The sequence below is a fragment of the Bacilliculturomica massiliensis genome, assembly GCF_900605495.1.
Classification (GTDB): Bacteria; Bacillota; Clostridia; order Peptostreptococcales; family Anaerovoracaceae; genus Bacilliculturomica; species Bacilliculturomica massiliensis.
Genome location: NZ_LR027603.1, coordinates 1,193,661 through 1,214,810, shown reverse-complemented (window position 1 = coordinate 1,214,810; position 21,150 = coordinate 1,193,661). Strand labels below are relative to the sequence as shown.

The 21,150-nt window shown below is 54.1% G+C and carries 22 protein-coding genes; 17 read left to right on the top strand and 5 right to left on the bottom strand.

Features of this window, described 5'->3' with window-relative positions:
* Positions 1 to 8 precede the first annotated feature (8 nt).
* The 4 genes from E0E37_RS14820 to E0E37_RS14815 all read left to right on the top strand — a co-directional run bounded on the left by E0E37_RS14820 (position 9) and on the right by E0E37_RS14815 (position 2,848).
* Positions 9 to 1,946 (top strand): glycoside hydrolase family 13 protein, encoded by a 1,938-nt coding sequence (locus E0E37_RS14820; protein ID WP_130863768.1) that lies wholly within the window; start codon positions 9 to 11, stop codon positions 1,944 to 1,946.
* A gap of 44 nt (positions 1,947 to 1,990) precedes the next feature.
* Positions 1,991 to 2,143 carry a hypothetical protein gene (locus E0E37_RS18605; protein WP_165445382.1) on the top strand — a complete coding sequence of 51 codons (153 nt, stop codon included), beginning with the start codon at positions 1,991 to 1,993 and terminating at the stop codon, positions 2,141 to 2,143.
* A 14-nt stretch (positions 2,144 to 2,157) separates the two neighbouring features.
* Positions 2,158 to 2,334, top strand: coding sequence for a hypothetical protein (locus tag E0E37_RS18600; RefSeq protein WP_165445381.1), 177 nt, complete (start codon positions 2,158 to 2,160; stop codon positions 2,332 to 2,334).
* Between the two features lie 211 nt (positions 2,335 to 2,545).
* Positions 2,546 to 2,848 carry a hypothetical protein gene (locus E0E37_RS14815; RefSeq protein ID WP_130863767.1) on the top strand — a complete coding sequence of 101 codons (303 nt, stop codon included), beginning with the start codon at positions 2,546 to 2,548 and terminating at the stop codon, positions 2,846 to 2,848.
* Positions 2,849 to 3,067: 219 nt separating this feature from the next.
* Here the strand turns inward: E0E37_RS14815 and rpmB are convergent, their stop codons facing one another.
* Positions 3,068 to 3,259 (bottom strand): 50S ribosomal protein L28, encoded by a 192-nt coding sequence (gene rpmB / locus E0E37_RS14810; protein WP_130863766.1) that lies wholly within the window; start codon positions 3,257 to 3,259, stop codon positions 3,068 to 3,070.
* Positions 3,260 to 3,777: 518 nt separating this feature from the next.
* Here rpmB and E0E37_RS14805 point away from each other — a divergent pair.
* From E0E37_RS14805 to rpmF, 10 genes are all read left to right on the top strand, one after another.
* Positions 3,778 to 4,167 (top strand): Asp23/Gls24 family envelope stress response protein, encoded by a 390-nt coding sequence (locus E0E37_RS14805; RefSeq protein ID WP_130863765.1) that lies wholly within the window; start codon positions 3,778 to 3,780, stop codon positions 4,165 to 4,167.
* 48 nt (positions 4,168 to 4,215) lie between these two features.
* Positions 4,216 to 6,258 carry an ATP-dependent DNA helicase RecG gene (gene recG, locus E0E37_RS14800; protein ID WP_130863764.1) on the top strand — a complete coding sequence of 681 codons (2,043 nt, stop codon included), beginning with the start codon at positions 4,216 to 4,218 and terminating at the stop codon, positions 6,256 to 6,258.
* A 94-nt stretch (positions 6,259 to 6,352) separates the two neighbouring features.
* Positions 6,353 to 6,562: an alpha/beta-type small acid-soluble spore protein gene (locus E0E37_RS14795; protein ID WP_130863763.1), complete on the top strand. Its 210-nt coding sequence runs from the start codon at positions 6,353 to 6,355 to the stop codon at positions 6,560 to 6,562.
* A gap of 234 nt (positions 6,563 to 6,796) precedes the next feature.
* Positions 6,797 to 7,348, top strand: a complete 552-nt coding sequence (gene rsmD / locus E0E37_RS14790; protein WP_130863762.1) for a 16S rRNA (guanine(966)-N(2))-methyltransferase RsmD — start codon at positions 6,797 to 6,799, stop codon at positions 7,346 to 7,348.
* The gene (coaD, locus tag E0E37_RS14785; protein WP_130863761.1) at positions 7,345 to 7,845 is read left to right on the top strand and encodes a pantetheine-phosphate adenylyltransferase; all 501 of its coding nucleotides are present in this window, start codon (positions 7,345 to 7,347) and stop codon (positions 7,843 to 7,845) included. Before rsmD ends, coaD begins: the two co-directional genes overlap by 4 nt.
* Positions 7,845 to 8,375: an ATP synthase subunit B family protein gene (locus E0E37_RS14780; RefSeq protein ID WP_130863760.1), complete on the top strand. Its 531-nt coding sequence runs from the start codon at positions 7,845 to 7,847 to the stop codon at positions 8,373 to 8,375. The genes coaD and E0E37_RS14780 overlap by 1 nt, the downstream gene beginning before the upstream one ends.
* Positions 8,376 to 8,439: 64 nt before the next feature.
* On the top strand, positions 8,440 to 9,912 hold the full coding sequence (locus tag E0E37_RS14775) for a hypothetical protein (protein WP_130863759.1): 1,473 nt from the start codon (positions 8,440 to 8,442) through the stop codon (positions 9,910 to 9,912).
* A 2-nt stretch (positions 9,913 to 9,914) separates the two neighbouring features.
* Entirely contained in the window at positions 9,915 to 11,141 is a 1,227-nt protein-coding gene (locus E0E37_RS14770) for a nucleotidyltransferase (RefSeq protein ID WP_165445380.1), read from the top strand.
* Between the two features lie 242 nt (positions 11,142 to 11,383).
* Complete coding sequence (locus tag E0E37_RS14765) at positions 11,384 to 12,583, top strand: acetate/propionate family kinase (protein ID WP_130864493.1); 1,200 nt, start codon at positions 11,384 to 11,386, stop codon at positions 12,581 to 12,583.
* A 140-nt stretch (positions 12,584 to 12,723) separates the two neighbouring features.
* Entirely contained in the window at positions 12,724 to 12,906 is a 183-nt protein-coding gene (rpmF, locus tag E0E37_RS14760; RefSeq protein WP_130863757.1) for a 50S ribosomal protein L32, read from the top strand.
* Positions 12,907 to 13,024: 118 nt separating this feature from the next.
* On the opposite strand, the gene E0E37_RS14755 is transcribed toward rpmF, so the two are convergent.
* Both E0E37_RS14755 and E0E37_RS14750 read right to left on the bottom strand, forming a co-directional pair.
* Entirely contained in the window at positions 13,025 to 14,359 is a 1,335-nt protein-coding gene (locus E0E37_RS14755; protein ID WP_130863756.1) for a HAMP domain-containing sensor histidine kinase, read from the bottom strand.
* Positions 14,352 to 15,068, bottom strand: a complete 717-nt coding sequence (locus tag E0E37_RS14750; protein WP_207302972.1) for a response regulator transcription factor — start codon at positions 15,066 to 15,068, stop codon at positions 14,352 to 14,354. The genes E0E37_RS14755 and E0E37_RS14750 overlap by 8 nt, the downstream gene beginning before the upstream one ends.
* Positions 15,069 to 15,224: 156 nt before the next feature.
* Here E0E37_RS14750 and E0E37_RS14745 point away from each other — a divergent pair, with 156 nt between their 5' ends.
* From E0E37_RS14745 to E0E37_RS14735, 3 genes are all read left to right on the top strand, one after another.
* A complete protein-coding gene (locus tag E0E37_RS14745) occupies positions 15,225 to 17,813 on the top strand; it encodes a YfhO family protein (RefSeq protein WP_130863754.1) in 2,589 nt (862 codons plus the stop codon).
* Positions 17,810 to 18,775 (top strand): D-2-hydroxyacid dehydrogenase, encoded by a 966-nt coding sequence (locus E0E37_RS14740; protein WP_130863753.1) that lies wholly within the window; start codon positions 17,810 to 17,812, stop codon positions 18,773 to 18,775. Before E0E37_RS14745 ends, E0E37_RS14740 begins: the two co-directional genes overlap by 4 nt.
* 250 nt (positions 18,776 to 19,025) lie before the next feature.
* A complete protein-coding gene (locus E0E37_RS14735; RefSeq protein WP_130863752.1) occupies positions 19,026 to 19,550 on the top strand; it encodes a hypothetical protein in 525 nt (174 codons plus the stop codon).
* A 20-nt stretch (positions 19,551 to 19,570) separates the two neighbouring features.
* Here the strand turns inward: E0E37_RS14735 and dapD are convergent, their stop codons facing one another.
* A complete protein-coding gene (gene dapD, locus E0E37_RS14730) occupies positions 19,571 to 20,287 on the bottom strand; it encodes a 2,3,4,5-tetrahydropyridine-2,6-dicarboxylate N-acetyltransferase (RefSeq protein WP_130863751.1) in 717 nt (238 codons plus the stop codon).
* 89 nt (positions 20,288 to 20,376) lie between these two features.
* Positions 20,377 to 21,147 (bottom strand): 4-hydroxy-tetrahydrodipicolinate reductase, encoded by a 771-nt coding sequence (gene dapB / locus E0E37_RS14725; RefSeq protein WP_130863750.1) that lies wholly within the window; start codon positions 21,145 to 21,147, stop codon positions 20,377 to 20,379.
* Positions 21,148 to 21,150 lie beyond the last annotated feature (3 nt).

The window sequence follows — 21,150 nt, the reverse complement described above, 5'->3', positions numbered from 1 at the left end:
AGAAGTGAATGAGACTGGTATTTGATTCAAAAGACATCTATTATAAAGATCCATTTGGAGCGGTGGCCGCCGGGACGGCCATCGCTTTTCGCACTGCGGTGAAATGGGACAGTGGAAAGGGGGACGCCTTTCCGGCAGGATTGTCTCAGGTCCGTTTTGCAGTCAGAGAAGACGGAAACGCGGAACAATGGCTGGACATGGAACCGGAAGACTTCCCGGAGAGTGGGAAATGCCGTGAGGACTGCGGAAGCATGTCCTTTCGGCTTACCTGGCGGCCTCCGGCCCCGGGGCTGTACTTTTACCGCTTTGCCATCGGGTCTTTTGGCGCGGAGATCCCGCAGGAAGCAGCCCGGACGGAGAAAAATGCGCAGATCCATGATACGGTGGAAACGGCGGAGACGGCAGAATACCAGCTCACCGTATACAGCCCGGATTTTCAGACGCCGGACTGGCTGGCCGGAGGCCTGATGTATCAGATCTTTCCCGACCGTTTTGCGAAAAGCGATTCGTACACGCCTCCGGCGCAGAACAAGCGGTACCGCATGCACGAGACCTGGGGGGAACTTCCCGACTGCGGGCCGGATGAAAACGGCGTCGTTTGGAATAATGATTTTTTTGGCGGCAATCTGCGGGGGATTCAGGAGAAACTGCCTTATCTGTCGGATCTGGGCGTGACGGTGATCTATCTGAACCCCATATTTCGGGCGTTTTCCAACCACCGGTACGACACGGCCAACTACATGGAGATCGATCCCATGCTGGGGACGGAGGAGGATTTCGCTTCTCTCTGCCGTGCAGCGGCGGAACGCGGGATCCGGATCATTCTGGACGGCGTATTCAATCACACGGGCAGCCACAGTATCTATTTTAACAAAGACGGCTCCTTCGATTCCCAGGGCGCCTGTCAGAGCCGGGAATCTCCCTACTATCCATGGTACACCTTTCAGGAATATCCCGGCAAATACGATTCCTGGTGGGGGATCGACACGCTGCCCGCAGTCAATGAGATGGAAGAAAGCTACCGCGATTATATTATCCGGGGAGAGGATTCTGTCATCCGGCACTGGATGCGGCTGGGATCCTGGGGATTTCGTCTGGATGTGGCGGACGAGCTGCCGGACATGTTTATCGAAGAGGTGCGTCAAACGCTGAAAGAGGAAAATCCCCGGGGGGCGCTGATCGGCGAAGTCTGGGAGGACGCGTCAAACAAGATCGCCTACGGCGTACGCCGCCGGTACTTTCAGGGAGCGCAGCTGGACAGCGTGATGAACTATCCGCTGAAGGACTGGCTGATCGCTTTTCTATCAGGGAACGGAGACGCAGGCGGAGGGGGGCCGGAAGCCGGAGATGGAGCGCTGCTCCAGGATCGTATCACGACGCTTCTGGAACATTATCCGCAGATGTGCGCCCGCTCGCTGATGAATATTCTCGGTACCCATGACACGGAACGGATCCTGACGGTTTTCCGAAACAGGGAGCCATCCTATGAGGAAGCCAGGCAAAAGCTGTTTCTGGCGCTGCTGGCATGGGCGTTTCTGCCCGGTATTCCCTGTATCTACTACGGAGACGAACTGGGAATGGAGGGTGGAAGAGACCCGATGAACCGCTGCTGTTTTGAACAGGATAAAATGAAAACGGATATCGCGGACTTTTACCGTCGTCTGCTCCGCTTCCGCAGCGGCGTCGACGGACTTGGCCGTATGACTTATGTTCCCGGACCCTCGGAGACGGGCTGCTTTTCCTTCTTCAGAGACGGCGCAGGCGGAAGCCTCTATGTGTTTCTGAACCAGGGGGCGGAGGAACGGCGTCTGACATCCCGTGGAAAGGAGGTCCGGAGAGCGCTGGATCTGGTGAACTGCGGGCATATCGCCTTTGAGGGGAAAGATACGCTGGTGTTGGGGCCTCACAGCGGAGTGGCAGTCTACATGGTGGGAGAAAAAATATGACACGTGAAGGAAACCGCCTGCATATACTATTGCAGGTGGTTTTTTTGAATAGAAAAAAGAAAAGATTAAAATTGCCGGGACTGCTGATGGCGGCGGCCGGCGCGGCGCTTGTCATTCATGCCACGCCGCTTTTCATATGGTATCTATTGCTGTTGGGGCTTCTGACCGCGCTGGCCCTGATCGTTTTTATGGGATAAAGGAGAGATGAGCATTGGGACACAGAAAAAAGTGCTGCGGCTGTAAGAGAGGGGAAGCGGAGCTGTTCGGACTGATACTCCTCATCATTGGTTCCGTGACGATCTGCGCCTTTCTGCTGCCCTCGAAAATATGGCTGATCGTACTGGGCCTTTTAATGATCTACTGCGGCTATAAGCTGTTTACCAGTTAGAGCGCCGGTCCTGCAAAGGCAGGTCGCTCTGAATTTGGTTGAAATTGGTGAAGATTTTGTGAAATTCATGTTTCACAATGGACAGACACACGGAGAAGGGCTATAATAAAAAAGTCACTTTATAAGCCCATCCGGGCGCTGCGGACGCTTCAGGATCACAGAGAACGCAGAAAAAGACGAGAGATTATTTACACGAAAGGAAGAAAACATTATGGCAGGATACAGTCCGTTTTACGTATTTTTGACGTATCTGCAGCTGGCTAACATCGTGTTGACGTTCGCCGTGCTGATCATCGGCATCATCGGAGGGATTCTGGGGATCAAAGCGCTGCTGATCTACATCAAAAAGAACAGAGAGCCCAAAGCTGAAAAAGAGACTTTGGACAAGAGCGAACCGGGAGCTTTCGACGAAGCAGAAGCGGAAGAAAAGCAGGACAGCGATGACTTTTCTGAAAATCTGGAGGAAGTGGAGGCCGAGATGGTCTTCGATCCCGCAGCGGAAGAGGATAAATGATCCCGACGGGTCAAACGAGAAAGAAAATCAAAAGCGTGCAGGAGGTTCAACTTTCCGCACGCTTTTTTGCTGAGTTTTGTCACTCGTATATTCTTTGAAGACATTTGTACAGCGGGCGCGGGATCCCAAAGGACGGGCTGCCGGGCAGGGAAGAGAAGGCGCACAGGCCGCAGAACAGAAAAAAATAAAACCTGCGGCGCTCAGCTGCAGGTTTTGTTCTTAGATCGCTCTGGTGATCTTGTTGGAGCGGATGCATCTTGTGCATACGTTAGCTCTTCTCACGGTGCCGTTCTCATTTACCTTAACGGTCTGAATGTTGGCGTTCCATTTTCTTCTCGTATGTCTGTTGGAATGGGATACGTTATTTCCGGAAACCTGTCCCTTACCACAAATTTCGCATTTTCTGGACATCTGCTGCACCTCCTTTGTCAATCCCAGAGGGATGTATCATTTCACTTATCAAATGCATATGCATTCATTTGCACATTGAACAAGTGCTATTATAGCACAACGGGTAACAGTTGACAAACATTTTTTTATTATTTTTTCCTGATTTCTGTTTTTTAGTCCCATCGGGAGGAATCATAGTATTTTCGAGACTCTGCTGTTTTCATCCGCCAGTTGGCACTCACAGAGAATTTATGGTACAATGTCCATACCCCGCGACTGGCGAGCCGAAGGCGAAGACAGAGCGGCGGTATGACAGGTGCCCAGAACACTTAGCGATTGCCAAGCCGAAGGTGAAGGCAGAGCTTAGTGTTTATGGTACAATGTCCATACCCCGCGACTGGCGAGCCAAAGGCGAAGACAGAGCGGCGGTATGACAGGTGCCCAGAACACTTAGCGACTGCCAAACCGAAGGTGAAGGCAGAGCTTAGTGTTTATGGAATAGCAGAAGTTGCCGGATCATTGTCGGAACGGGGTGCGATATGCTCTATAAAAAGGAAACGAAAGAAGGACAGATCCTGCTGGATCACATGGTGATCGCCCAGCTTGTGGAGGAACAGATCCGCCAGTTCCGCGGCAAGGTATGGATCACAAATTCCAAAGGCGTTATGGGAGGCTTTATGAACCGCATCAGCGGCAGAAGCGAGCTGGACGAACTGGATATCGACGTGACAGAGGCAGGAGTGACAGTCCGCATTTACCTGGCGATCCGATTCGGAGTCAGCATCCGCATGGTCACCGACCGGCTGATCGCGGATATACGCCGTTCCCTTACGGAATACGGAGAGATCCCGGTGGCGGAGGTGGCTATCGTGGTCACGGGCACGCTTTCCAGACAGCTGGCGCGCAGAAATATTGAGATCAAGGGGTAAACTGTGTCTGAGCCGGAAACAGGCCGGCTTTCACAGGGGGAAACGAGAATGGAACTGTACGAAGAAATAAAAACCATGGCCGGGGTAGGACCGAAGAAAGCCCATGCGCTGGTCCGTCTTTCCGTGCGCGAGATCGGCGATCTGCTGTATCTGTTTCCGCGCACCTACGAGGACAGGCGAAACGTAATACAAATTGAAAATCTGTGGAACGAAGAATGCGCTCTGGTCAGGGCACAGGTCGTCCTCATAGCGAAAGGCGGCGGCTTCGGTAGAAAACGGAACCTGAAGCTGCTGGTGCAGGACGAAAGCGGATCCATGGAGGTACTTTTCTTTCACAGCGCCTATCTGGAGCGGGCGTTTCAGCAGGGAGAATACTATTCCTTCTTCGGAAAGGCCCAGTGCAAAAACGGAAAAAAGCAAATGCTTCATCCGGATTTTGAAAAGTGGACGGGGGACGAGAGCCAGGAGAAGATCCTTCCGGTCTATCCGCTGGTCAAAGGACTTTCTCAGAAGGATCTGAGAAAATGGACGGCCCGCGTCCTGCTGCAGGTAAAACGGCTCAACGAATATATTCCGGAAGAAACGCTGGGCAGGAACAGGCTCTGCGGTCTTCACTACGCTCTGCAGAACATTCACTATCCCGACGATCCGCAGAAAGTGAAGGAGGCCCGGTTTCGCTTTGTGTTCGAAGAATTGTTTCTTCTGCAGACCGGACTGCTGATGATGAAAAATCGCGTGAACAGCAGCGAGAACGGTATTTCTTTTTCAGCGAAAGCGGACATGAAAGATTTCACCGATTCCTTTCCCTATCCGCTGACTGGAGCGCAGAAGCGTGTGCTGGAAGAGATCAGGGCCGATATGGAGTCTCCGAAAGTCATGAACCGCCTGGTACAGGGGGATGTGGGTTCCGGAAAGACGGCGGTGGCCGCCGCCGCGCTCTATAAAGCCGCGAGATCCGGCTATCAGGCCGTACTCATGGCGCCTACGGAGATACTTGCCCGCCAGCATTTCACAGGACTGTCGGAGCAGTTCGCGCCCTTTGGACTGCGCACAGGCTTTCTCTCCGGATCGCTGCCCGCAAAAGAAAAGCGGCTTACGCTGGAACAGCTGGCGAAGGGCGAGATCGACGTACTGGTGGGTACCCACGCCGTCATCCAGGAGGATGTGGTGTTCGCCAGACTGGGATTGGTCATCACCGACGAGCAGCATCGCTTCGGCGTGAAGCAGCGCGGGATCCTCACGGAGAAAGGGGAGAATCCGGACGTGCTGGTCATGACCGCAACGCCCATTCCCAGAACACTGGCCATGACCCTGTACGGCGATCTGGATATTTCCATCATAGATGAGATGCCGCCGGGCAGACAGCAGATCATCACGCGGGCAGTGAACGCCTCCGGCAGAGAATCGGCCTATCAGTTTATTCTGCGTCAGGTACAGGAGGGACGGCAGGCATACATCGTAGCGCCGCTCATCGAGGAATCCATGGAGCTGTCCGCCAGATCAGCGCAGGGCGTCTATGAAGAGCTTACGGCCAAATTCCCCGATCAGCGAAGCGCGCTGCTGCACGGGGCCATGAAGCAAAAGGATAAAGACCGGATCATGGAAGAGTTTTACGAGGGAAAGACCTCGATCCTCGTGTCCACGGTGGTCATCGAGGTGGGGATCAACGTGCCCAACGCCACCGTGATACTGATCGAGAACGCCGAGCGCTTTGGTCTTGCCCAGCTGCACCAGCTCCGCGGGCGCGTGGGACGGGGAAAAGAGCAGTCTTACTGCATCCTCATCACCGAAGGGCAGACGGAGGTGGCGAAAAAGCGGGCGGAGATCATGAAACAGTCCAACGACGGCTTTGTCATCGCAGAGAAGGATCTGGAACTGCGGGGGCCGGGAGAATTCTTCGGAATGAGACAGCACGGAGTGCCTGAACTTCGCATCGCCGATCTGGTGAAACACGTAAAAATACTGCAGAAAGTGAAAGCGGAAGCGGAAATCATTCTGTCAGAAGATCCGACTTTGAGTGAAAAAAAGAATGAACTGCTTCGTCAGAAGATCGAGAAAACTTTTGAAAACGTTGAAAATCCAATGCTTTAGATGGGATCTTGAACTGACGAGGTTGGAAAACATTACAAGACATACAATCCCCCTGAAAAGGTCATCATAAGTACGTAAACAGGAGGTGATAAAAATGTCTAATTCAAACAGCAACAACATCATGATGAGCGAGGCAAAGCCCGCATTAAACAACATGAAAACTGAGATCGCTACCGAACTTGGACTGGCTAACTACCAGAACATGGACAAGGGAAACCTGACAGCGAGACAGAATGGTTACGTTGGCGGCTACATGACTAAGAGATTAGTCGAGATGGCTGAACAGCAGCTGGCTGGCAAATAAGCCAAACCATGTGAAACAGATAAATATCCACGAGCCTCGCGCTGGTGGATATTTATTTTTTTGTTTTCATCACATAATTATTATGATACAATAAAAAAGAAATTTATCGCCCAGATCTGAGGCGATATTTTGTGCATAAAGAAAAAAACCAGACTGTACCGCGCCCGGTGAGAGATCCGGCCCGGCCGGAGAGAAAAAGGCGCGGGAATGAAGGGATAGAAAAGGGGAGAAGGATTGCGAATCATATCAGGAAAGCTGAAAGGACGGCGGCTGGCTCCGCCGGCTGACCGCAGCGTCCGACCTACGTCGGACAAGGTAAAAGAAGCGATCTTCAGCATGATCGCGGAATATATGGGCGAGGACACCGTCTGCGCCGACGTGTTTTCCGGTACGGGAAATCTGGGACTGGAAGCCATCAGCCGCGGCGCCGGGACCGTTTATTTCGGAGACAGATCGAGGGAAAGCATCGCTCTGACCAGAGAGAATATCACTCACTGCCGGGCGGAGGATCAGGCTGTGGTCATTCCCGGCGAATACACCCACATGCTGTCCAGGCTCCGGGAAAAGGTGGATATTTTTTTCCTGGATCCTCCTTACGGGGACGGACTTCTGCTCAACTGCATGGACATTATCGCTCAGCGCGGACTGTTGTCGGAGGAAGGCATCATCGTGGCGGAGCACGACGCGAAGGATCAGATGCCGGACGAACTTCCGGGACTCAGAAAAATCAAGGATAAAAAGTACGGAAGCATCGGCGTTTCCGTATACGAAGGGGCTGATAGATGATGAAAATGCTTTACGCGGGGTCCTTCGATCCCATCACCAACGGGCATCTGGACCTCATCGAGAGGGCGTCCAGACTGTGCGATCAGCTGGTGGTCGGCGTGATCGAAAATAAATCCAAGGTGGCCACGTTTACGCCGGCGGAACGTATGGAAATGATCCGCAATGTGACGTCTCATCTGCACAATATCACCGTAGACTGCTTCGACGGTCTGCTGGCTCATTACGTAAAAAACAACAATATTCAGGCGGTCGTCCGGGGTCTGCGGGCTTCCGCCGATTTCGAGTACGAAATACAGATGGCGCAAATGAACGCCAGGTTGTATAATAAAGACGTAGAGACGATTTTTCTCATGACCAGTCCGGATTATTCCTTCATAAGTTCCAGCATGATGAAGGAAGTATTTTCGCTGAACGGCGAGATCAAGGGGCTTGTGCCGGACGAGGTCCTTCGCTGTATGGAACAGAAGCGTCTGAATAAAACGGGAGGGATTAAATAATGAAAGTATTGGAGCTATTAGATGAGATCGAAGAAATCGTAGACACCAGCTCAGGCTTTCCGCTTACGGGGAAAATATTGGTAGACGCGGATGAAATACTGGAGATCGTGAAAGAGATACGCGTGGAGCTTCCCGATGAGATCCAGCAGGCTCAGTGGATCAAAGACGAACGGCAGCGTATTCTGGACGAGGCGAAGAATGAATACGAATCGATCCTTAAGGATGCAAAAGCTCAGGCGGAGGCGCTGATCGAAAACGACGACATTACCGTCAAGGCAAAGATGAGGGCCGACGAGATCATGAGAGTGGCGGAGAGCAATGTCCGCGCGCTGAAGATGGGGACCTTCGACTATATCGACAGCATCCTGTTCAATTTCCAAAACAAGATGGACGAGCTGAACGCCGTGTATTTTACAGATATGTACAACAACCTGCAAAATACCTTCGACAAGGTGAACGCCACCATCGCGGACAACCGCGGCGAGATCAAGGATATGATTTATCGGGCGCAGATGGAAAGCAACGAATAACCTCTGTTTCCCGCGCATATGCTTTGGTATGAAAAGAAAGCAAAGCAAAAAGAAAAACAGAACGATGTATATTTTGGCCGGCGTCTTTTCAGGCGTCGGCTGTATTCTTATGGTGGTCTTTCCGGAGCTGGCGCTTTCCGCGGCTGACAGAGGATTGTCGCTGTTTCTGGGGTCGGTGCTGCCTTCGCTGCTGCCCTTTTTTATCTGCGCCAATTTTATGATCGCTCTGGGCGTGCCCGCAGTGATCGGCCGGTACTTTGAAGGGCTGTTCCGGAAGGTATTCCGCGCGCCGGGCTCCAGCGCCTTCGTCTTTGTGATCAGCATAACTTCGGGTTATCCCATGGGCGCAAAGCTCATCGGCGACATGGGCAGGCGGGGGGAGATCAGCGTCATGGACGGCCGGCGGATGCTGGCTTTCTGCACGACTTCGGGTCCTCTGTTCATGCTGGGCACCGTGGGCGCCAGCATGCTGGGACAAAGCGCTGCCGGACTGGTCATCGCGCTGTCTCACTACGGGGCGGCTCTGCTCAACGGTCTGCTGTTTCGGATCCTTCTGGGCTCCGGACCCCAGCGTCTGCCACAGAGCGGCGGCCAGATCAGTACACAGAGATTTCCCGGGAAAAACAGCAGCGAAGAACGAGGGCTGCTGGAAGAGTTTACCCGCTGTATCCTTTCCTCCTTTCAGACCCTTGGCGTGATCTGCGGATATATTGTACTGTTCACGCTGCTGACGGATTTTCTGCAGTTCTCCGGCGCCCTGAACGTGTTTGGCGCAGCCTGGCAGAAGGGCGTAGCCAAAGGACTGCTGGAAATGACGGTGGGAGCGGGCAGCATTGCAGCCAGCCAGGGCATTTCCATGGTAATGAAGTGTGCTCTGTGCTCCATGCTCATTTCCTTTGGCGGTATTTCCATCACGGCGCAGTCCATCTCGATGCTGTCAGGCTTTGACGTGGGCATCCTGTATTATCTGAGAGTGAAGATCGCTCACGGTATGATCGCCTTTTTCCTGGCGCTGGCGCTGGGTCCCCGTCTGCTTGGGGAGGCCGTGACCACAGGAAATTTCGGCGGACCCCAGACCGTGAAAGCGCTGGGCAGTTTTTACAGTTTGTTATTTTCCGTGAAAATGGTTATAATGATCGTAATTTTATTCGCTCTCACATGCGCCGTCCAAAACGCAGTGGATCTTACGATCCGCAGCCACAGACGCAGAGTGATGAAACGGGAGGAGAATAAAATCCGCCGTGAAGAAGCTGCCAGGCAGCGTGAACATCTGCGTCAGGAGCAGGCCCGGGACAAAGAGCTGCAGCGGCAGACGCGGGTCCGCGAAAAGGAACTGCGGCGCCGTCAGCGGGAAAGCGAGAAGGCGCGCCGTCAGCAGGAAGCTGAGAATAAAAAGGAACGCAGACAGACCGAGGGAAAAAGGGCCGAGGGAAAACGAGCCGGAAGAAAAAAGGGAAAAACGCGCCGGAAGGAAGGTCAGGACCCCGGGAATACCGCCGGCCCCGGCGGCGGAAATACGAAAAAGAAGAGGAAATAGTCGTGAAAGTTTTGGGAATCATCGCGGAGTACAATCCGTTTCACAACGGACATAAATATCATTTGGAGCAGGCCATGGCCCGAAGCGGTGCAGACTGCTCCGTCTGCGTTATGAGCGGCTGCTTTCTCCAGCGCGGCGAACCGGCCATGTGGGACAAGCGCGTCCGTGCGGAGATGGCGGTAAAAAACGGCGTGGATCTTGTCCTGGAGCTGCCCTTTGTCTTCGCCTGCAACAACGCGGAGCAGTTTGCCCGCGGAGGCGTATCGATCCTGAACGGACTGGGCTGCGTCACAGACCTGGCCTTCGGATGCGAGGATGAAACCCATGAGCTTATGGATGCGGCACGCATTCTGGCAAGCGAAGACGCAGGGTTCCGGCTGGCGCTGGCGGAAGCGCTGGACCGGGGACTATCCTACGCGGCGGCCCGCACGGAAGCGCTGGCGGCCCGCGGCTTTGAGCGAGCAGGGGAGCTGCTCTCAAAGCCCAACAATATACTGGCGGCTGAGTATTTAAAGCAGTGCATCCTCACCGGCAGCACCATGCGGCCCCACGGGATCCGGCGGGCGGACGCCGGGTACCACAGCACAGAGCTCCCGGAGGGAACGAAAACACAGGCCAGCGCCACGGCCATCCGGCGGGAACTTGCGCGGACCGGTTCTCTGGAATCCGCGGCTGATTATGTGCCGGAAGCGACGCTGGAAGTACTGCGGAAGATCTCTCCGGAGGAGCAGGTATCGGCGGAGGATCTGTTCCTGCCCGCGGCCATGCGCATCCGAAGCGCTTCTGAGGAAGATCTGGCCCGTATTCTGGCTGTCACGGAGGGGATGGAGAACCTGCTGAAAAAATCGGTGATCCGCGCGGACAGCATGGAAAGCCTGCTGGAGGGCCTCAAGACAAAGCGCTACGCCCGAACCAGGCTGCAGCGGGCCCTGGTCCAGATCCTGATGGGGCTCACAAGAGACGACTTTGATACTGTGTGCAGCGAGGAGATCCGCTATGGCCACTTGCTGGCCTTCAGTCAAAAGGGCGCCGCGCTGCTCAGGCAGATCCGGCAGAGCGGCTGCGCCCGCATGCCGGTCTACAGCAATCTCAGCAGGGAGACAAGGACAGATCAGCGGGAACAGATCATGCTCAAATACGATCTGCTGGCCGCCGATCTCTATCATCTGCTGCAGGGGAAAACGATTTATGAAACTTCGGATCTTGTGCTCTCTCCCTGCCGCGTGTGACGGGGCGTAGGCGCCGGCGTCTGAAGGGGATCGGTCTCCTGCCGGCGCAGACAGTCGGACATGCAGCCGGCGGAAGGTGAAACTGAAAAAATACTGGATTTTTTGTGCGGTTCGATATATAATCTGGATAGATGTTAATAGGTGGATCCCGGATGCAATGAATGCCCGCGCCGTTTCGGCGAGGGCATTCTGTGCGTTATGGGGATTGAGAATAATTTAACAATTTAAAGGAGAGTATGAAAATGAAGGTACTGGTCATCAACTGCGGCAGTTCATCTCTGAAATATCAGGTCTTAGAGATGGAAGACGAAAGTCTGCTGTGCAAAGGACTCGTAGAACGCATCGGGATCGAGGGTTCTGTTCTGAAGCATGAGAAGGCGGGGGAGGATAAATACGTTCTTCAGGTCCCCATGGACGATCACAAGGACGCCATCGGCCACGTGCTCAACACCATCGTGGATCCGGTCCACGGGGTGGCGAAGGACATGAGCGAGATCAGCGCGGTGGGACACCGTGTCGTCCACGCGGGAGAGAAGTATGCCAGCTCCGTGAAGATCACGGAGAGCGTCATGGATGCTCTGGAAGAGTGTACCGATCTGGCGCCGCTGCACAATCCGCCCAACATTCTGGGTATCCGCGCCTGCCAGGAACTGATGCCGAACACCCCGATGGTCGGCGTGTTCGATACGGCGTTCCATCAGACCATGCCTGCGGAATCCTACATTTACGCGATTCCCTACGAATACTATGAAAAATACAAGGTGAGAAGATACGGCTTCCACGGAACCAGCCATAAGTACGTTTCCGAGAGAGCAGCCGCCATGCTGGGCAGACCGATCGAAGATCTGAAGATCATCACCTGCCATCTGGGCAACGGCGCCAGCGTATCCGCTATTCGGTACGGCAAATGCATCGATACCAGCATGGGCTTCACGCCGCTGGAAGGTCTGGTCATGGGAACGAGAAGCGGCGACATCGACCCCGCCATCGTCACCTACATCAGACAGAAGGAAAATCTGCCCCAGGGCGAGATGAACAACATCCTGAACAAGAAATCCGGCGTACTGGGGATCTCCGGCATCAGCAGCGATTTCAGAGACATCGAGCAGGCTGCTGAGGATGGAAACGAGAGAGCACAGCTGGCTCAGAGAGTGTTCGCCCACAAGGTCCGCTTCTACATTGGCGCATACATGGCTGAGATGAACGGCGTTGACGCCATCGTCTTCACCGCCGGAGTGGGAGAAAATGATATCGGTATGAGAGACATCATCTGTCAGGATCTGTCCAACCTGGGCATCAAAATGGATCTGATCAGAAACAAGGTGAGAGGCAAAGAGACCGTGATCAGTTCAGACGATTCCAAGGTGAAGATCCTGCTGATCCCCACCAACGAAGAGCTGATGATCGCCAGAGACACCGTGGAGCTGGCCGGATTAAAGTAGATCAGCCTGTGGATCTGTCAATTTTCTTCCGGAAATCTATTGACAAGCATCTGTCATGCAGATATAATTTAATAGTTAGTTTCGGGGAGCATTCTCTGAAACACTACGCGCGCATTTGACAAGCAAAGGAGGTGTCGAGAATGGCAGTACCAAAGAGGAAAACATCCAAGGCGAGAAGAGATAAGAGAAGAACCGCCAAGATGAGGATGTCTGCACCTGCGTTGTCCATATGCCCACAGTGCCACGAGCCTAAGCTTCCACATAGAGTTTGCCCGAACTGCAATTACTATGACGGTAAGGAAATCGTTGCATCCGAGGCATAAACCGGATTTCGGGTAAACAACCAGAAGACGCAAAAAATCAAAGAACTGTTCTGATGAATTCAGAACAGTTCTTTTTTTTCTGTATCGGGCGGCATATTTGGGGCGGGGACCGGTCAACTCAGGGGCGCCGGTAGGGCAGACCCAATTCGGCGGTGAAGTCGCCGTCTGAAGTCTCTGTGGAAAATTCCCCCTGTTGTTTTTCCAGCAGGCGGCGGCAGCTTTTCAGTCCCACACCGCTGCCGGACTCCGGGACATGTTCTTTTCTCACCGCGTTGCTGATGCGGATGCGCAGCTGCGTCTCCGAGCAGGAAAAAGCCAGATGCAGCGGCCGGGACGGGTCGCCGTGCCGCAGGACATTGGAAAAAAGATTGTCCCACACCCGGACCATAGCCTGAGAGTTGAGCGTCAGAAACCAGGGGGATGGGGGAAGGCTGTCCCGGTCGTATATCACGCAAAATCCCCCCGATGAGAGTTCCGGCGTCCGTTCTTCTAAAACGCGGTCCAGATAAGCTCTGCCGTCCGTCTCTTCCAGCTGCAGGAGTTCGTCCGTTCCAAAGACAAGGGAATATTCAAAGAGTCTATCAGAGAGCTGGCGGATCTGACAGGCTTTTTTTTCGGCCAGCAACAGGTATTTTTCCCTCTGTTCCGGAGTTTTATATCTGTGCGTGTTGATGATCTGCAGGTAGCCGATGAGAACGGTCAGCGGCGTTCTCAGATCGTGGGACATGGCGGTGATCAGTTCGCTGTTCGCTTTCCTGGCTTCCTGCTCGCTTTCGATCTGTTCTGACAGAGCCAGCCTCAGTTGGTCCAGATTTTCCGCCAGACTGCTCAGCTGATCGTCGCCGGAGAGGGATATGGCGTGCTCCAGATCGCCGCTCTGCATGCGGCGTATTTCTTTTTCCAGAAGAAAGAAGTCCTTCATCTTCTTTCGGGTACAGAGGTGAAAAACCAGGAAAAAGACTGCTACGGCGATAAGCAGTTCGATAAGCGCGGCGGCGCGGACCACCGTCTTTGAGACATAGCCGTACAGCACGAGGATCCAGATCCCGTCGTCTGTAGGAAGGGGATACTCTTTGACCAGCTGGCTGCTGTAAACGTTCTCTATCGAGGAACGCCCGTTCAGATCGGAATATAACTTTTCCATCTGCTCAAGGGATGTGCTGGCTACATACCAGCCGTATTCGTCGTAGAGGGCGATCCCAACATTCTCGCTGTGTTCATCCAGCCATTTCTGCCGCTCTTTTTCATCGTTCAGGTCCAGTTCGCCGTTATGTTCTTCAGACACCAGGGTGCCGCGGATCCATTTGGATTCTTCTTCATAAAAGTCGTTATAGCGGGATTCGATCACCAGATCGCCGCAGTATCTGGCCGCCCAGAAGACGGCCAGCGCCATCGTGAGCGAGACGATCATGGCGAAGATCATTTTTACTTTCAGGTCACGGCATTTAAACACAGCGATACCCCTTTCCCCACACGGTGACAAGATAGACCGGATTTCCGGGATCCTCTTCAATTTTTTTGCGGATGTTGCGGATGTGCACCATCAGCGTGTTGTTGGCCGTATAGAAGTAGGGCTCTTCCCACACGCTTTCGTAGAGGTTCTGCGGGGTGAAGATCTTTCCGCGGTTAGAAGCCAGCAGAAATAAAATGCGAAACTCAAGGGCGGTCAGAGGTACCTCCGACGTTCCCCGGGACAGGATGCCGGTAAGAGGGTCCAGCGTCCACTCATGGTAGGAAAGAATACCGCTCCGCGGCTCTGCGACGCCGGTCTCGCAGGGGGATGGCTTTCCCCGGTAGACCCTGTAGCGCCGCAGCAGCGCCTTCACGCGGCAGAGCAGCTCGCTGGCGGAAAATGGTTTGGCCAGATAATCGTCTCCTCCCGAGGAAAACCCTAACGCCTTGTCGCTGTCCTTAGACTTGGCGGTGAGAAACAGGATGGGCGCGTTGGTAGATTTTCTCATTTCCACACAGGCCTTCAGACCGGACATTTCGGGCATCATAACATCGAGGATCACCAGATCCGTCTCCTGCGTGAGCATCTCCAGCGCTTCTCTGCCGTCAGAGGCCAGAAGAACTCTGTAGCCTTCACTCTCCAGCAAAACCTGTATAATTTCAAGAATCTCTTCGTTATCGTCCGCCACCAGGATCGTTTCCGGTTCCATAAAATCCTCCATCTGTTTTCCGTTTATTATCCCTTATTATACACGAAAGCCCGTTGTCTGCGCAGCGGTTTAAGAATTCTTAAGAAAGGACTTAAGCCATTTCTTAAGAATTGCCGTGTATTCTGCAATAGTCAAAAGGGGGGAGGTCTGAGAAGAATGAGTAAAAGAGAGACAGGAAAAATTCAGGGAGAGCGGGAAGCAGGCGGCGGGCCGGCGCAGGGAGATGTGATCCTCTGCGCTCTGCTGTGCGCCGCCGCGCTGCTTTTGATGCGGTCGGTGCGTCCGGATCAGACGCTGTTTGGCTCCGCCACCGACTGGCTCAGCCAGCACGCTGTGTTTCCCGAGTATTTCCGGCAGCAATTTCTGCAGACAGGCTCATTGTTCCCCGATTTCGCAGCGGAACTGGGCGGGGGACAGAACATTTATAATTTCGCGTATTACGGGCTGTTCAGTCCCTTTGTTCTGTGTTCGTATCTGTTTCCGCAGATCCCCATGGAACAATGGCTGGAGGCGGTCTCCGCAGGGGGAACGGTCATCAGCGCGGGACTCTTTTTCCTCTGGATGCGGGGCAGGTCCGCCGCGCCATGGGCGGCGTTCGCCTCGTCGCTCTGTTTCCTGTGCGCCGCACCGCTGATCTTTCACGCCCACCGGCAGATCATGTTCGTCAGCTACATGCCCTTTCTGATACTGGCGTTCATCGCTGCAGACCGCTGTCCCAAGGCTGGCTGGCACGCGGTATTCTGCGCTTCGGTGCTGGGCTGTATCCTGACCAGTTATTTTTTCAGCGTGGGATGTCTGGCGGCTCTGGCCCTTTACACTGTGTCGGAAACAGAAAACACGCCCTGCAAAAACCGGCTAAAAAAATGTATGGGTCTGCTGGTCAGCGCCTGTATCGCTGTGCTGATGGCCGGCATCCTCTGGGTCCCCGCGGGGCTGGCGCTGTTGTCCGGGCGGAGCGGGAACATACCTGTCATGGAGACGGGGGATATCCTTTCGTCGATCCTGGAGACGGCAAAACGATTTTTACCTGCCCCCGAGCCTCAGTGGCTGCTGGGCGGCTCCTATACGCTGGGGCTCACCTGGATCGCTCTGCCGGCGCTTCTGGCAGGGCTGTGGTTTCGGACGGGACGAAAAAAACTGCTTCCGGCCGGTCTGATCCTGCTGGTGACAGTACCGGGGCTGGTGTGGCTGCTGAACGGGACCCTTTATACGAGACCGAAAGCTCTGATCCCCTTTCTCCCGCTGTATTGCTTGATGACAGCGGAGCTGCTGCAGAGAACGGCATGTTGGCTGCGGAAGAGGGGGAAGACGGAAGGCGTCGGAAGGGCAGCCGCTCAAAAGGCGTGTGCGCTGCTGCTTTTTCTGACTGTGGTGATACCGCCGCCGGTCAAATGCGACGCGGCAAATCAGGGAGAAGACTGGGTGAGCGCAGACAGGTGGGACAGGCTCAGGCTGCAGGCGAAGGAGTCGCTGCTTGAAAGTCGAACGGACGATCTGCAGGCCAGATGCGACGATCTTTCCGGCGGATCGGCTGCGGTCAATCAGACTTTTGGCAGATCGGCCCTGCGCACCTCCGTTTATTCTTCGGTGTACAATCAGGATTACAGCCGGTTCTGCGGAGAACTCTGCCAGAACGCCGTACCTGTCCGCAACGCCATGATGAATGTGAGCACGGAGAATCTCTTCTTTCAGGCTTTCATGGGCGTGCGCTATCTGATCTCCGCAGGAGACGTCCCCGCAGGATATGAGAAGATCGCGGAGCGGGAGGAGCTGTCACTGTACGAGAATCGCCGCGTATTGCCTCTGGGCTGGGCCATGGCTGAAACGGCAGACAGAGAGGAAATTGAAAAGATGGAACTTCCCCAACGGCTCCAGACTCTGTTTCAGCGCATCATAACAGAAACTGGGGACGGTGCGGAGAACCTTCCGGAGGAACAGGGGGAGGAAGAGTGGTTTCATCAGATGACGGCCGCCGAACAGAAAGAGCTTCTGGGAGCGGAGGGATTTCCCGCGGTCCGCTGCGGCGAGACTGTGACGGCGCCTTTCCAAAAACCGCTGCGCGAAACGATCTTGCTGGTGGAATTCGACGTAGAAGATAAGGGTACGCCGAAAAATCAGGACATCTCCATTACGATCAACGGGATCACCAATAAACTGTCCAAAAAAAACGCCCTCTATCCCAATGGAAACACACATTTCTGCTACGTGTTGTCCTCCGGCGCACCTTTGGATGGACTGACCGTGAAATTTGGAGAAGGACGCTATGATATTTCCGGCCTGAAGATGGCCGTCATGGATGAGCGGCGGCTTTGGGCGGCCACAGATAAGCCGGACCCCTTTGAAGTCCGGCGGGAACAATGGGGGGCGAACCGGATCTCCGGAAGGATCCACGTGTCGGAAAACGGCTGGGTTGCCACATCCATTCCCTACGACCGCGGATTTACCGTGACCGTGGACGGCGACGCCCGGGAATACCATCGGGTGAACTGCGCGTTTCTGGGATTTCCCATCGAAAAAGGTCTCCATGAGATCGTTGTGACATACCGACCTCCGGGAAAAACTCTGGGGATGATGGTATCTCTCTGCGGCTTCTCTTTGGGGGGACTTGCTCTGGTCAGCCATTTCCTTTCGTTCCGGCGCCGGAACCACAACGCTCTTTCTCTTGTGGTGACAACCGGAGACATGTATAATGATAGAAACGAGCGAATAGCAGAAAAGAGCGAAAAGAAGGGGGATTCACTATGAAACAGATATTGGTACTGACGCCTTTTTCACCGGAGCAGAAGACGCTGCTGGAGCGTCAGGCTCCCGGCTGCTGTTTTACCTATTGCCCACAAGGTCAGGAGACGGGTGAGATGGCCGCGAAGGCGGATATTATTATAGGAAATATCGATCCGGATCTTTTGAAAGGCTGCGGACATCTGGAGCTGCTGCAGCTTCATTCCGCCGGGGCGGACGCTTACACTGCGCCCGGCGTTCTGCCGGCCGGCGCAGAGCTGACCTGCGCCACAGGCGCTTACGGCCTGGCCATCGCAGAGCATATGCTGGGAGCGCTGCTGGCCATGAAGAAAAACCTGTACCGCTACTATGATAACCAGAAGAAACATCTGTGGAGAGATGAAGGCGCCGTAAGCGGCATTTACGGGACCAGGACGCTGGTGATCGGTTTTGGAAACCTGGGCTCTGAATTCGCACGGCGCATGAGAGCCATGGGAAGCTACGTTGTGGGGATCCGCCGCACGCCGGGACTTCCCTCTGAGTTTGCCGATGAAATGCACACCATGGAGACTCTGGACGATGAACTGGCCAGAGCGGATATCGTGGCGCTGACGCTGCCCGGCACGGCGCGCACCTGCGGCCTGATCGGCCGCCCGCAGCTGCTTTCCATGAAAAAAGACGCCTTTCTGCTGAACAATGGCCGCGGGTCGGCAGTGGATCTCGACGCCCTCTGCGAGGTGATGAAGGACGGACATCTGGCCGGAGCGATCCTGGACGTTACGGACCCGGAGCCGCTGCCCCCTGAGCATCCCTTCTGGGACCTGCCCAACGCCATTTTGACGCCGCACGTCTCCGGGGACTTCAACCTGCCAAAGACCTTGGATCTCCTGGCGGAGATCGCAGCGGAAAATCTTCGTCGTCATCTCTGCGGCGAGCCGCTGAAAAGTGTGGTGGACCTGACGGAGGGCTACCGAAGAGCGGAGCGATGAATGGGACCGCAGAGATCAAAATAAGGATTGTATCAGTTGAGCTGATCCGATAAACCGGATCAGCTTTTTCTTGTTTTTCAGACAAAAAAATACACAAATATTCCAGTAAATATGATAAAGTAAAAATAGACTGCATTGGACCCATATATGCAGCCTGTAATTGATAAGTATGAGAATGAAATTCAGGATTTATATAAGCGGGCAAAGATTCGATGGGATTTATAGGTGTTCTGAGACAGGTGGGTGTAAAATGGAAACAAAAAAGACAGACGATCAAAAAAACTATTATCAATACTTACAGCAAAACTATAAAGGGACTTTTGTTCCTCATCATAAAAACAGCGACCAGATCATTCAATTTCTTTCAAAGAAGTTTTTAATTAGAGAAATAGAAAAGGACGATATTCCTACGCTGTATTTGAAGATCCAAATTGAAAATTTTGTGAACAGCCAAAAGGGTGAACGATTCAATTTGTGCGCCGACACTTTGGAATTGCACGTAATTGAAATTGAAAGAAATGCGGAAAGTGAACGTTATTTTAAGGATTTTGTGCCAATGTGCCGAGATGATAATTCTTCGGAAAGAGATGAGCGGCTCGTCGTCTTGATCGAAAAAAATTCCAATCAGATTGTCTCTAACAGTTCGCTGCTCACATTGGAACTATTTATTGAAATTGGAATTGAGCCTGATGACTACGAGAATGAGAACGACGAATATTTCTGGTATTTATCCATGCTTGATCGATACCGGAAAATAGAGGAGCCGGGGCTCTGACTTTTGACCAGCGCTTTGCACTACCGCAGATCCTCCAGAAACTGTGTCTTTTCATCGGTCTTTTCATCCCGCTCCTTCACCAGCCGCGCGGGCATACCGGCCACCACCGTGCCTGGAGCCACGTCTTTTGTCACCACAGACCCGGCGGCCACCACAGCGTGGTCGCCCACGGCGACGCCCTCTAAGATCACGGCGTTGGCGCCGATCATCACGTAGTCGCCGATCCTGACAGGCTCAGAGCTGGGCGGCTCCAGAACTCCGGCGATCACAGCGCCGGCGCCCACGTGCACGTGGCTGCCCACCACGGCGCGGGCTCCGATGACGGCGTTCATGTCCACCATGGAGCTGTCGCCGATCTTGGCGCCGATGTTTACCACCGCGCCCATCATGACGATGCAGTTTTCACCCAGCGCGGCGCCCTGGCGCACGACTGCGCCGGGTTCCACCCGGGCGCTGGTTTCTTTCGTATCCAGCAGAGGGATCGCAGAATTTCTGCGGTCCCATTCGATCTCATATGCGTTGATGCGGTCGCAGTAAAAATCGAGGAAATCAGATACGTCCTTCCAGTCCCCGAACAACACGTAAAAGCCCTCGGCGCCGAATTGTTTTCCCTTGGAAAACTGAACGCGGGACAGGTCGCCCTGTACGTAAGCTTTCACAGGTGTTTTTTTCGGCAGGGCCTTGATCGCCTTTGCGATCTCATGGGGGTCGGTCAGCTGAAAAAGGTTAGTGTCCATCTTGATTCCTCTCTGTCACTTTTTAATTTTGTCTGCCGCCGGCGCCAGCCCGGCGGCAGATTTTAGCTTATGTCCATGGACGCGCGTCTTCAGCTCAGCATATCTTCCATGGAATAAAGACCGGGCTCCCTGTCTGCCAGCCAGGCGGCCGCCTGAAGCGCGCCTGCGGCGAAGATATCCTTTGACAGGGCGCGGTGTGTGATCTCGATCGTCTCTCCCGGTCCGGCGAATAGAACGGTGTGGTCGCCTGGAATGGAGCCGCCGCGGACTGCATGGATGCCCATATCCGTTATCCTGCACTCGTCAGCTCTGCCGTGGCGCCCGAAAACCAGATCCTTTTTGACCTGACATCCCTGGTTTACGGCGTCCGCCAGCAGGAAGGCCGTGCCGCTGGGCGAATCTACTTTTTTATTATGGTGTTTTTCAATGATTTCTATGTTGAAGTCTTTTTCAAGATTTGCGGCGGCCAGTCTCAGCATCCTCGCCATGACGTTGATGCCAAGGGACATATTGGCGGAGCGAAAGATGGGAATGGTCTCCGCCGCTTTTTCGATGGCGGAGAGTTCTTCCGGCTGAAAGCCGGTGGTGGCGATGACCAGCGGCAGTTTTCTCTCTGTACAGAAGGCCAGAAGCGGGGCGAGACAGGCCGGATTTGAAAAATCGACCACCACGTCCGCTTCTGTCCTGCAGTGACTGAATTCGCTGTAACAGGGAAAGGATACAGGATTGGAGAGGCTGTAGCCCTCCTGACAGCGGGCGTCGATACCGGCCGCCACCTGGACAGATCCGCAGTCCTGGGCGGTCTGTGTGAGAATTTTTCCCATTTTCCCTTCGCAGCCGTGAACGATAATCTGTAACATAAG